The sequence below is a fragment of the Granulicella aggregans genome, assembly GCF_014203275.1.
GTDB lineage: Bacteria > Acidobacteriota > Terriglobia > Terriglobales > Acidobacteriaceae > Edaphobacter.
Map to the genome: position 1 here is coordinate 415,537 of NZ_JACHIP010000005.1, position 12,791 is coordinate 428,327.

General features: G+C 60.5%; 9 protein-coding genes. 4 read left to right on the plus strand and 5 right to left on the minus strand.

Features of this window, described 5'->3' with window-relative positions:
• Positions 1-84: 84 nt before the first annotated feature.
• A complete protein-coding gene (gene gyrB / locus HDF16_RS18960) occupies positions 85-2,763 on the plus strand; it encodes a DNA topoisomerase (ATP-hydrolyzing) subunit B (protein WP_281383520.1) in 2,679 nt (892 codons plus the stop codon).
• Between the two features lie 256 nt (positions 2,764-3,019).
• Here the strand turns inward: gyrB and HDF16_RS18965 are convergent, their stop codons facing one another.
• Positions 3,020-3,772, minus strand: a complete 753-nt coding sequence (locus HDF16_RS18965; RefSeq protein ID WP_184220190.1) for a methyltransferase domain-containing protein — start codon at positions 3,770-3,772, stop codon at positions 3,020-3,022.
• Between the two features lie 493 nt (positions 3,773-4,265).
• Between HDF16_RS18965 and HDF16_RS18970 the strand changes: the two genes are divergently transcribed.
• The gene (locus HDF16_RS18970) at positions 4,266-4,490 is read left to right on the plus strand and encodes a hypothetical protein (protein ID WP_184220193.1); all 225 of its coding nucleotides are present in this window, start codon (positions 4,266-4,268) and stop codon (positions 4,488-4,490) included.
• Between the two features lie 148 nt (positions 4,491-4,638).
• Here HDF16_RS18970 and HDF16_RS18975 read toward each other — a convergent pair whose 3' ends face one another.
• The 3 genes from HDF16_RS18975 to ypfJ all read right to left on the minus strand — a co-directional run bounded on the left by HDF16_RS18975 (position 4,639) and on the right by ypfJ (position 7,195).
• Positions 4,639-5,271, minus strand: a complete 633-nt coding sequence (locus HDF16_RS18975; RefSeq protein WP_184220196.1) for a response regulator — start codon at positions 5,269-5,271, stop codon at positions 4,639-4,641.
• A 59-nt stretch (positions 5,272-5,330) separates the two neighbouring features.
• Positions 5,331-6,083 (minus strand): Crp/Fnr family transcriptional regulator, encoded by a 753-nt coding sequence (locus tag HDF16_RS18980; RefSeq protein ID WP_184220198.1) that lies wholly within the window; start codon positions 6,081-6,083, stop codon positions 5,331-5,333.
• Positions 6,084-6,283: 200 nt separating this feature from the next.
• On the minus strand, positions 6,284-7,195 hold the full coding sequence (ypfJ, locus tag HDF16_RS18985; protein ID WP_184220201.1) for a KPN_02809 family neutral zinc metallopeptidase: 912 nt from the start codon (positions 7,193-7,195) through the stop codon (positions 6,284-6,286).
• 245 nt (positions 7,196-7,440) lie between these two features.
• On the opposite strand from ypfJ, the gene HDF16_RS18990 reads away from it, so the two are divergent.
• Positions 7,441-8,841 carry a cytochrome P450 gene (locus HDF16_RS18990; protein ID WP_184220204.1) on the plus strand — a complete coding sequence of 467 codons (1,401 nt, stop codon included), beginning with the start codon at positions 7,441-7,443 and terminating at the stop codon, positions 8,839-8,841.
• A gap of 146 nt (positions 8,842-8,987) precedes the next feature.
• Here the strand turns inward: HDF16_RS18990 and HDF16_RS18995 are convergent, their stop codons facing one another.
• Positions 8,988-10,748 carry a DUF885 domain-containing protein gene (locus HDF16_RS18995; RefSeq protein ID WP_184220207.1) on the minus strand — a complete coding sequence of 587 codons (1,761 nt, stop codon included), beginning with the start codon at positions 10,746-10,748 and terminating at the stop codon, positions 8,988-8,990.
• Positions 10,749-10,868: 120 nt separating this feature from the next.
• Here HDF16_RS18995 and HDF16_RS19000 point away from each other — a divergent pair, with 120 nt between their 5' ends.
• Complete coding sequence (locus HDF16_RS19000) at positions 10,869-12,689, plus strand: amidase (protein ID WP_184220210.1); 1,821 nt, start codon at positions 10,869-10,871, stop codon at positions 12,687-12,689.
• The last annotated feature ends 102 nt before the right edge of the window (positions 12,690-12,791 follow it).

Sequence of the window (12,791 nt, forward strand, 5' to 3'; positions counted from 1 at the left end):
GCGATCATCCACTTGATGCACCACTTTCAGAGCGGCCCCGACGGCCCCTCCTCGCGCACCAAATTCCAGTCTCACGGAGCCCCTTTGGCATCGACAGCAATTCCGACCGACCCCGCCCTTCTCGCCCTCGAATCAGCCCCGGAAGCTCCAGCGAAAAAAGAAGGCGGCGGCTACTCCGCTGAAAACATTACCGTCCTCGAAGGCCTCGCCGCCGTCCGCCTCCGCCCCGCCATGTACATCGGCAGCACCGGCGAGCAGGGCCTGCACCACCTCGTCTACGAAGTCGTCGACAACTCCGTCGACGAAGCCCTCGGTGGCCACGCCACCCGCATCGACGTCACCATCCACGTCGACAACTCCATCACCGTCGTCGACGACGGCCGCGGCATCCCGGTCGATGACAAGGTCATCAACGGCGAGAAGATGCCCGCCGTCCAGGTCGTCCTCACCATGCTCCACGCCGGCGGAAAGTTCGACGCCTCCAACTACAAGGTCTCGGGCGGCCTCCACGGCGTCGGCGTAAGCTGCGTCAACGCCCTCTCGGAAGAGTTCGACGTCGAAATCTGGCGCGACGGCCACGCCTGGGAGCAGGACTACTCCAAGGGCGCACCCATCAGTACCCTCCGCAAGATGGGCCCCTCCAAGCGCAAGGGCACCAAGGTCCACTTCCTCCCCGACAAGTCCATCTTCACCGTCCACGAGTTCTCCTACGACACCCTCGCCCAGCGCCTCCGCGAGCTCGCCTTCCTCAACAAGGGCCTCGAGATCCACCTCACCGACGAGCGCACCACCGACGCCAAGACCGGCGAGAGCAAGCACCAGGAGTTCAAGTACATCGGAGGCATCGCCGAGTTCATCAAGCACCTCAACAAGGGCAAGCAGGTCCTCCACGAGAAGCCCATCTACATGGAGGCCGAGCGCGACAACGTCGCCATGGAGATCGCCCTCCAGTACAACGACGCCTACTCCGAGACCGTCTTCACCTTCGCCAATAACATCAACACCATCGACGGCGGCACCCACCTCTCCGGCTTCAAGACCGCGCTGACCCGCACCATCAACGCCGCCGGCCAGTCCCTCGGCCTATTCAAGGACGTAAAAGAAAACCTCTCCGGCGACGACGTCCGCGAAGGCCTCGTCCTCGTCATCTCGGTCAAGCTCTCGCAGCCCCAGTTCGAAGGCCAGACCAAGGGCAAGCTCAACTCCGACATCGCCGGCACCGTACAGGCCTTCGTCAACGAGCGCCTAGGCGGTTTCCTAGAACAGAACCCCCAGGTCGCCAAGAAGATCATCAACAAGGCCATCGACGCCTCACGCGCCCGCGAAGCCGCGCGCAAAGCCCGCGACCTCACCCGCCGCAAAGGCGCGCTCGATGGCGGCGGCCTTCCCGGCAAGTTGGCCGACTGTTCCGAACGCCAGCCCGACCGCTGCGAACTCTATCTCGTCGAGGGTGAATCGGCCGGCGGAACCGCCAAGCAGGGCCGCGATCGCCGCTTCCAGGCCATCCTCCCGCTTAAGGGTAAGATCCTCAACGTCGAAAAGGCCCGCTACGACAAGATGCTCGGCCACGAAGAAATCCGCGCCATGATCACCGCCCTCGGCTGTGGCATCGGCAAGGACGACTTCGACGCCTCCAAGCTCCGCTACGGCAAGCTCATCCTCATGACCGATGCCGACGTCGACGGCTCCCACATCCGCACTCTCCTGCTCACCTTCTTCTTCCGCCACATGACGGAGTTGATCAAGCGCGGCCACGTCTACATCGCCCAGCCGCCGCTCTTCAAGATCAAGAAGGGCAAGTTCGAGCAGTACATCAAGGACGAGCGCGAGTACGTCGCCGTCATGCTCAAGCGCGCCTCCGACGGCATGCTTCTCACCTACGGCGAGAAGAAGCTGCAGCTCCACGGCGAAGACTTCACCAACTTCATGGGCCAGCTCTCGGAGTACCTCGGCCTCTCCGACAAGTTCCAGAAGCGCCTCCGCAACGAGACCGTCTCGCTCGACTTCCTCAAGCTCTTCTCCCACGAAGGCGCAAGTCCCGCAAACAAGGCAGACTTCCAGGCTGATCCCGCCGACCTGAGCAAGCCACCCGCCAAGCTCGTAGAGATGCAGGCCAAGCTCCAGGCCATCGTCAAGGAGTTCCAGTTCCGCGCCGTAGGCGAGCCCACCCTCGACGAAGAGCACCAGACCTGGTCCGTCAACTTCACCGACTCCCAGGGTGCCGTTCGCAACATCGACTGGGCCCTCGCCAACGCCGCCGAGAGCCGCCAACTCCTCGCCAAATACGCCATCCTGAAAGACCGCCTCGAAAGCCCCTTCCACATCTCCTACGCTCCCAAGACTGCGGTCGCAGCAGCACAGGAAGCCGCCGACGAAGCCGAAGAGATCGCCTCCGAAGAAGGCGTAGCCGCCGACGCACAGGCACCCGGCACCATCGCCGAGACCAAGCCCGCCATCAAGCGCTCCAGCAAGGTCAACCAGGACCCCGTCGAGAAGAAAACCCCTCGCGAGGTCTTCGAGTACGTCATCGAACAGGGCCGTAAGGAATATCAAGTCCAGCGCTACAAGGGGCTAGGAGAAATGACCGCACCCCAGCTCTGGGAGACCACTATGGACCCCGAACGCCGAACCCTCATGCAGGTCAAGCTCGAAGACATCGCCGCGTGCGAAGAGATCTTCACCACCCTCATGGGCGAAGATGTCGAAAGCCGCCGCAGGTTCATCGAAGAGAATGCCCTCGACGTAAAGAACCTCGACATCTAACTCCATTCCATCTCTAACCAAAAGGGGCACGATCCGACTCGGGATCGTGCCCCTTTGCCATTCCCTTGTACCTTTGTCATCCTTCGCCGAAGGCGGAGGACCTGCTTTTGCCTCTACACTTGTCATTTCCGGAGGGGATCTGCGTTTGCCGTTGTTGTTCCATGCCCTGCCCTCAAATCTCACACCCTGTCATTCTGAGCGCAGCGAAGAATCCGCGCATTCTTCCACCGAGTCAAAGCCCCCACTCCCAACAAGATCAACCCTTCGCTCCATGCTCCCGATTGAACGCGATCCCATCGCCCTGCCGCAGCAGCCAGGGTTTCAGCTCATCGCGTTTCGTAACGCAGCCGAAGAACTTGTTCCCTTGCTCCCTCACCCACGGCAGATGGGTGGCAATAGCCTGAAAGACATGCAAGCCAGCGAGAAAGAGACCCGGCCCCACAATCCTGGTGAAACTTCCAATCCTCGTCTGGTCGCGCCGCGCGAGCTCTTCCCGATCCACATTGAAGTCCCAGTAGGAACGGATATAAAAATCACACTCCGATTCAGGGAGAAAGGATGCTGTTGTCTGCTGCAGGTCGCGCGGACTCCAGCGGTAGATGTAGTTCGGGACGCAGGAATTGCGGACCCCTCCTGCCTCGAAGCCGTTGGCGACAACGGCCGGGAGTTCATACGGAAACGAAAGACGAAATCTCACCAAGGCTTGCATCAGCAGCGAGTCATTCGGTTCAAGAAGGATGACGTGTTTGCTGCTGACGCGCAGCATCTCGAGCAACGCTTTGTGCGGGGAGCGGCAATGGTGAAGCACCTCGTGCGCTAGTACTAGGTCGTAGCTGCCATCGGCGAGCGACATCTCTTCCGCGTCCGCGTTGACCGTCCTCAACTCGACCCCGGTCATCTGAAGAGGCTCGAAACTGGCCATGTCCTGAAGGTTGGAGAGGGTCATGCGCCGAAATCCAACTACACGCAGGATCTCGGCATCCTGGTAGCTGCCGCCAACGATCAACACATTGCCCCCCAGATCGATGCCGACTGCGCATACACAATCGGCCAGTCTCTGCTAGAAGAGGGTCCGGTCCTTAGTCACGCTTCCCAGCGCCTCTTTCCGGTCATCCTGCGGCTTCATGGCTCGCCTCCTCACGTTGCATGCCCAATCTGAGGGTCGGCGTGGAGAGATCGGATGCAAACTCACTCTCTACCGGCAAACCTTCAGTGGTCAGATTTATTCAAGTGTGGAGAGCTTGCGTCTGGTAGTTGTCACCGGGATGTCATAGTTGTGTCGATTCTGAGCGAAGCGAAGAATCCCCGCATCGCTCCTCATCACCCCGAACATACAGACCGAACTTCGGCCACTCCGATACCTGCTTGAAAGAATCTCGCGTCATTACGCGTTTTTTAGTGAGCCCACCTGAAACGCGCAGTAGCTTGGTTTCCCCTAAAGCCGTCCAGAGAAATTGTTTTATGTTCGCGGCCACGAAACGCACGGACCAAGGAGTTTTGATATGTATTCACGCGTTGGACTGACCGTCATTCTGTGCACCGCACTTGCCATGACCGTAGCCATGCAGGCACAACAGGTCGAGCCCAGCAAGACCGCTCCGGTCTCAAGACAAGTAGCCAGCCCAGTGACTCCCGCCATCACGCCCGCTGTAACCCCGGTTGCGGTAACGACAACTGGGCGAACGCGCACCGCATCCCGGTTGAAGAAGATAACCCGAAGCGGATAAGGGAAAGTTTCTTCATCCGGAGCTCTTCGGCAGGCCGAACGAAGCGAACGTCGAGGAGTCGCACCGTCCGAATCTTCCGAAACAGAAGAGGACAGCACCCGTGGATGCGACTACGCGATGATCAAGAAGAGGGGACGCGCATCATCTTTCACTGCTCGGCCCGGGCACGCTCTTGACTGGAAAACTGCAGCGGCGACGCCGGGTTCATCGGCTGGACGGTCGCGTAATGGATCTGCGTTCCGCAATAAACACAAAGGGTCTCATGGATCACAAAGTCCGCGGCCTCAACCGATAGCGAAAACGCTCTCAGGCAGTCAGAGCAACTGATGAGCACTTGCGCCTTCAACGACGCATCGCGGTCGGTCGGCGAAATCCAGATCGGTGTGGCTGAACTGCTCCGATTCCTCGACGCAGGATTCGGCAAAGATGCGTTCTGCATGAGATCGAACAAATACGTAAGGCCAGTTGCCTTCGCGTAATAGGCGTCCGCTGCTATTCCGTTTGGAACTCCATCTCCGGCAAAAGCTCCGCTGGTGGCAATGACGTAGATGCCAGGGATACGCCTTCGCACCACCGACAAAAGTTCGAAACCGGACATGCCCGGCATATTCAAGTCGGACAGAATCACATCTGGAGACTCAGCCTTGATTTGCTCCAGCGCCGCGAAACCATCCTTCGCAGAGAGAACATCGTGCCCACGGCGTGTAAAAACCTGGGTCAGCAGATCCCTGGTAGTCGGTTCGTCGTCCACGATCAACAGTTTTGGCTTTCTCTCTGCCATCGGAATCTCCTCAATGTTTCAATACGTGTGCTCAAGATCGAGCTGCACCAGGACTTGCTTTAGAGTTTGGCTGTTCGCCGCTTCCCATTCGTTGCAAGAGAGGGTTGGCTCGCCATCGAGCCTTTCCCCGGTCCGGTGCCGTCTTCGGATAGTTGGTCATGCAGGACGACGTTCAGCAGCGACTTATGCACCTTGATCCTGCCGTTGTACTCGATAAATCCAAGTCTTCTGAAGCGGTTCATGAAGAAGCTCACCCGCGAGCGCGTCGTCCCGATCATCTCGGCAAGCGTCTCTTGGGTTATCTTGGGAATCAGCGTCTCTGGATCACTGGCTTTACCAAACTCAGCCATCAGAAGCAGTATCCGTGCAAGGCGCTTTTCACTGGAGTTGAAGAGTTGATCTACAAGATCAGCTTGAATCCTCATACTTCGTGCCAGCAGGAACTTAAGGAATAGCGCCGAGAGATCGTGTTCCTCACTCATGACACGAATCATCTCTTCCCGTTCAATCTTCAAAGCCGTGCAGTGAGTCATCGCGGTTGCCGTCGCCATTCGCAGCCCGACCGGCCCGGCGATCGACTCTTCCCCCACGAAGTCGCCAGAGGACAGAAGTGTGATCGTGGCCTCTTTACCGGTCTTGGACACAACCGTCAGCTTGGCTCGACCTGCCTGTAGATACAGGACGAAGTCGGCAGGCTCACCCTGAGAGAAAAAGTGTTCGGACGCCTTAAGATGAACGATCTTGCGACCCAAACCTGCATTCGCGAGAAAAGCGGCGAGATCGAATGCCGGTTGAGTTCGCTTCGTCGTCATATTGTCGTTCTTCCCTAAGTATGCGATGCAACACAAGGATCGCACTCCAGGGAACTTAGAGATGTACCATTTTGCTCATTCTGCGTGGAATGTCCTCCGCGGACTGGCCGCAAATCACAGCCACCGCCACGGCAGAAACCAAAACGTCCTCCTAGGTCGCAAATCAAATCCACGGTGCGCCCCGCACGGCTTACGAGTCTCTACGGCGCAATCTTCCCATCAAACGTAGTGCAACTCTCGATCGTCCCTCCACTCAGCCCCGTCTTGAACCACTTAGTGCGCGACGCGCTCGACCCATGCGTCCACTTCTCCGGGCTCACTGCCTTGCCCGCCATCTGCTGCAAGTGATCGTCCCCCACCGCAGCAGCCGACTTCAGCGCTCCCGCAACATCGTCCTCATGCACAATGTTCCGCTGCTCGGTTGAGTGCGCCCACACGCCCGCAAAGCAGTCCGCCTGCAGCTCCAGATCCACCGAGAGCGGGTTCTTCTCGCTTGGCTCCTGCTGCGTCAGCCGCTGCATCTTGTTCTCGATCCCCAGCAGGTTCTGCACATGGTGCCCCAGCTCGTGCGTGATCACGTAAGCCTGCGCAAAGTCCGCCGTGCTCCCGCCAAGCTGCTTCAGCTCATCCCAGAACCCCAGGTCGATGTAGATCTTCTCGTCCTGCGGACAATAGAACGGTCCCGTAGTCGCCTGCGCCGTCCCGCATCCCGAGTAGGTCCGATCACGATAGAGCACCAGCTTCGCGTGGTGATACTGCTTTCCCTCAGCCGCGAAGATCTGCGTCCAGGTCTTCTGCGCATCATCCAGCACAAAGCTGATCAGCTGCACATCGCGATCTTCCCCAGCGGGATGTGCTCGCGGAGCGTCACCCCCGGCCACGCGCGGTCCCGTCTGCACGCTTCCCTGCCCACCACCTCCGCCGCCCAGAAGACCGCCCAGGAAGTTGTGTCCAAACACCAGGCTCAGCAGCAGCAGGATCACAAACCCGCCAATCCCTAAACCACCGCCACCCATCCCGCCGAAGCCACCAAATCCGCCACCACCTCCGCCACCCGAATCATCTCTACGATCTTCAATGTCGCTACTCTCACCACCCGGCGTCCAATCCATATCACTTCCCTCTCATCTTTCAAGCCTATCTAATTTTGTAGATACGTCATATCGACCGAAGCCGTGCAGTCTCATCGCACGGTGTAGTGGAGAGACCCCCGCATTTCGCCTTTCGCTCGTAGCCGCACCGCAATCCGATTACACCTTCAGATGCACTCTCGCGCTTCACGCCAAAGAAAAATCCTGTGTAAGGAAACTTCGTCCCGCCAAACCGGCACCCCGACCGACCTCTACACTCAAATCATATGAGCGCCACCCCACGCATCGACCAAGGCAACGGCCTCTACCCTCCCGGCCCGAAGTTCCTCCCCCGCCTCCTCTCCGGTCGTGTCTTCCGCGGCAACGCCGTCACCTACATGCAGGAGTGCGCCCAGACCTACGGCGACCTCGTCCACTACACCGCCTTGGGCCGCCACATCTACCAGATCACCCACCCTTCCCTCATCGAAGACTTCTTCCTCAAAGACGCCGCCAAACACCACCGCGGCATCGTCATGCAGCGCGCCAAGGCCGTCCTCGGCGAAGGTCTCCTCACGAGCGAAGAACCCCTCCATATGAGGCAGCGCCGACTCGCCCAGCCCGCCTTCCACCGGAACCGCATCGCCTCCTACGCGGAAACCATCGGCCAGCAATCCCTAGCCATGATCGCCCGCTGGCAACCCGGAACGACTCTTGACCTCCGCGAAGAGATGCTCGCCATCGCCCTCCGCATCGTCGGCAAATGCCTCTTCGATCTCAACGTAGAATCAGACGCCGAAGTCAAAAAAATCTCCGCCGCCGTCGACGCCTTCATGGGTTTCCTCCCCATAGCGTTCCTTCCGTTCTCGGAACGCATCATGAAGCTCCCTATCCCCGTCATGCAGCGCATTCGCAAGGGCAGCGCCGAGCTCGACGCCATCATCTACGGCATGATTGATGACCGCCGCAGAGACCCGTCTGACCGAGGCGATCTCCTCTCCATGCTGATGGACGCGGTTGATCCCGAGGCCACCGGAGACGAATCAGCCAGCATGTCTAACCAGCAGCTTCACGATGAGTGCCTCACCATCATGCTCGCCGGCCACGAGACCACCGCCAACGCCCTCGGCTTCGCTCTCGCCGTCCTCGCCCGCCATCCCGAAATCCAGGCCGCCGTTTCCGCAGAAGCTCGCGCTGTCCTTGGCACGGGAGACTCCGCGCGCGCGCCCGCCGCCGAAGACTACTCCAGGCTGAAATACACCACCCAGGTCTTCGCCGAGACCCTCCGCCTCTACCCTCCCGTCTGGGTCACCGCCCGCACCTGCGCTGAAACCTACGAGATCGCGGGACACAAAATCTCCCCCGGCTCCATTCTGGTAGCACCGCAGTTCGTCGTCCACCGCGATCCGCGCTTCTTCCCCGACCCCCTCCGCTTCGACCCATCTCGCCATTCCGACGAGAACAAGGCGGGACGTCCACGCTACGCCTTCTATCCCTTCGCCGCCGGCAGTCGCCAATGCATCGGCGAGGGCCTCGCCTGGATGGAAGGCGTCTTCATCCTCGCCGTCATCGCCCGCGACTGGCACCTCACGCTCCCACCCAACACCCCCGCCGAGATCGCCATCAACCCCGCCATCAGCCTCCGCCCCAAACATCCCGTCAACCTGACCCTCACTCGCCGGCCATGACTCCAAAAGAAAACGTCATCTCGAGCGGCCAACGGGAGCGGAGAGACCGCCGCATTTCGTTTTCAGATCGACGACACAGCATTGGCTTCCTATGTCTTGAGTATGAAACATGCGACCACGACTCCTGCCGTCTCGCCCAACCAGCACTATTTCTGGCGGGGCACAAAATCCTCCATCACCGCCTTCCGCATCAAATCCGGCGGAAGCAACCCCTGATCCAGAATGAAGTCATGAAACTTCTTCTGATCGAACTTAGCTCCCAGCGCCGCCTCCGTGTCCTTCCGTAGCGCCAGCAACTTCACATACCCATAGAAGTAGCTGTTCGCCTGCCCCGGCATCCGATACGTGTACCGCTCCACCTCTTCCTTCGCCAGGGCATGGCTCAACACAACGTCCTTCTCCAGCACCACGTACACCTGCTCCGGAGTCACCTTGCCGCTCTGCAGCTCCGAGTCGAGGAACGCACGCGCCGCGCGTTGCAGCCGAAACTGCAGTGTGATCAACTGGCCCTCGACCGGCTCATATGGCTGCATAATGTACTCGGAATACAGCCCCCAGCCTTCCACATTCGTTGAGTTGAACGCATACTCCACCCTCGCCAAGCTCACGCCATGCTCCAGCATCGAATCGCCCTGTAACTCGTGCCCGGGCCTCGCCTCATGCGCCGTCAGAGTCCAAGATGCCGCGTCGTAGGTGAAGTCGTCGTACTTGTCCGCTTCGCCGCCCGTCGCCGAAGGGATGTTCAGCGGCAGCACAAACTCCCCGCGCTCCCCCGTATTGTTCAGGTAAGCTGGCCCCAGAGCATGCGGAGCAGGTTGCTGCGCCGTCTCCGCCGCCGTCGCCAGCCGGATGATCGCCGGCCGGTCTGGCAGCGTCACTAAGTTCTGCGCCACAATGATCTTCTCAATCTCGTGCAGCCTCTCGGTGAAGAATGGCAGAATCGCCTCTCCCGTAATCTGCTTCTTCTTCATCTCCGCGATCACCGCGCGATAGTCGCTCGAAGGATACCCATTCTTCTTCGCAATCTCCGCCGCCAGAGGAGCCATCTCGCCTTGGATCTGCGTGAACGCCGCATGAGCCATCGCCGCCAGTTGCGCCGGTGGAATATCGATGCCATATCCCTCAAACGCTAGTGCGTACTCCTCTGGTGCCAGCCTGAAGTCGGTCCGCGCCTTCGGCAGCATGTTCGCCCGGATCCACGCGTCATACTCCGTTAGCTCCACCTTCAGCTTTGCGTACGGCTCCTCCCATCCCGTCAGCTTGTACTTCTTGAAGAGGTCGGCGATCCCGTCCACATAGTTCGAGTCCCGCCCCATCTCCGTCTCGATCTCGCCCTTCGACGGATAGAGCACCCCAGGCTTAGCCATCTGCTCGATCTCGCGCTGTTTCAGCAGGTCCGTGAAGGGCTTGTACCCAGGCTCCGTTCCCGCGTACTTCCTCAGCCGGATCACCGCGTCGGGTCGGCGCTCCGCCTTCACCTGGTCGTCCAGCAACGTCTTTAACCCGCCAAACACACTCTCGCTCGCATTGATAAAAGGCACATCATGGGCCTCCCCGAAGTCCTGCTGGCGGAACTGCAGATCGACCGCCTTGCGCAGAATCTCCAGGTCCTGTGCTACCTGCTTGTTCGTCTCCTTCGCGTGCTGCGCCTCGATCTTCTTCAGCACGGACTCTGTCTCCCGCCGTGCCGCCTTCTCGTCAGCCAGCGTAGGGTCACTGATCCGCTTGTCGAACTTCACCAGCCCCTCTGCGGACCCTCCCTCCGGCGAGTGTTCCAACTGCACGTCCAGCAGCATCTGGGTCCAGACATTGCTCTGCTTAATCCAGCTCTTGTCCGGAACAGCCTGCTGGGCGGAGGCCGCCACCGTCGTCGCGGCCAGCATCAGTAAAGGGAAGACTCTGCGCATAAGACTCCTGTGCTCTTTGGTGTATCAGCCACTATACGCATCCTGTCAAAGACAGTTCCCCGATGGCCACTTCTTCCACCGCCTCAAAATCCCTCCGCGCCCCGATGCAATAATCCCAACATGCCCGCACCCTCACGCCGTCACTTCCTCGCCCTCTGCTCCGCCCTCGGCCTGGGCAACACCCTCCTTCCCGGCACCCTCTTCACCCTCGCCGCCCAGACTCCAGCCACACCTGAAGCGCCAACCAAGATCACTCCCGAGATGATCGACGCCGCAGCCGCAATCGCCGGCATCACCCTTACGGCCGAGCAGAAGAAAATGATGCTCACCGGCCTCACCGAGCAGCGCGACTCCCTCACTGCAATCCGCGACCTCCACATTCCCAACTCCGTAGCTCCCGCCTTCGTCTTCGATCCCGTCCCTCCCGGAACCGTCCTCAACACCGTTCATAAGCCCGCAAAACTCGGGCCAGCCCCGCGCGTCTCGATCGACGTTAGCAACTCCGAAGCCCTGGCCTACGCCACCATCCGCGAACTCTCCGAACTCCTGCACACCCGCAAGATCACCTCTCTCGCTCTCACCAAGATGTACCTCGCGCGTCTCCGCAAGTACGACCCGACCCTCCACTTCGTCATCACCTACACCGAAGACCGCGCCCTCAAACAAGCCGCCGCCGCAGACGCCGAGATCGCCGCCGGCAACTATCGCGGCCCGCTCCACGGCATCCCCTGGGCCGCCAAGGATCTCCTCGCGGTGAAAGGCTACCCCACCACTTGGGGAGCAGGCGGCTTCGAGTCTCAAACCTTCGACTACGACGCCACGATCGTCCAGCGCCTCGACGACGCCGGTGCCGTCCTCATCGCCAAGACCACACTCGGGGCCCTCGCCCAGGGCGATCTCTGGGGCAGCAAACAGCACGGAGCACGCACCCGCAACCCCTGGAACCCGCGACAAGGCTCAAGCGGTTCCTCCGCCGGAAGCGCCAGCGCCACCGCCGCCGGGTGCGTAGCCTTCGCCATCGGCACCGAGACCCTCGGCTCCATCGCCTCACCCTCCACCCGCTGCGGAGTCACGGGCCTTCGCCCCAGCTTCGGTCTCGTCCCGCGCACCGGCGCCATGGCCCTTAGCTGGACCATGGACAAGATCGGCCCCATCTGCCGATCCGTCGAAGACTGCGCCATCGTTCTCTCCACCATCTACGGCCCCGACGAACACGACCTAGCCGTCAAATCCGCCGCCTTCAACTGGGATGCCACACTCGACTGGAAGACCCTCCGCGTCGGCTACCTCAAAAGCGCCTTCGAGATCACTCCGCCCAAACCAGACGCGAAAGAATCCGAAAAGCAGTCCTACACCCGCCGTCTCTACGACGCAAAGTACGCCAACGCCACTCTCGATGCCCTCCGCGCCATGGGCGTAACCCTCACGCCAGTCGAACTTCCCGACTTCCCCTTCAAACAGATCGGCCCTGTTCTCGAAGCCGAATCCGCGGCCGCCTTCGACGACCTCACTCGCTCCGGCCGCGACAGCCTTCTCGCCGGCCAGAAGGAATTCGACTGGCCGACCACCTTCCGCATCGCCCACCTCTACTCCGCAGTCGACTACATCCAGGCCATGCGCGCGCGCACTCTCGCCATCGCGAAGATGTCCGAGCTCTTCGCGAAGTTCGATGTCATCGTCACCCCCTCCGGAGGCACCCAGCTAACCGCCACGAACCTCACCGGCCAGCCCGCCATCATCGTCCCCAATGGCATCCGCGGCAACGACGCCCCACCCGCAACCCACGACGACGCCGACGACATCGACAACCCTGGCGGCCCGGGCACCCCCACTTCCATCACCTTCCTCGGCCCTCTATACTCTGAAGCCCGCCTCGCCACCTTCGCCCACGCTTACCAGGAAAAGACCGGCTTCCACAAACTTCACCCAAAGCTCACCTGACGATGTTGCCGTCCAGTGACTATTCTTGCCGTCATCCTGAGCGCAGCGAAGGACCCACCACACCGCTCACACCACCACCGCATCCCAAACCGTTCTGCCACC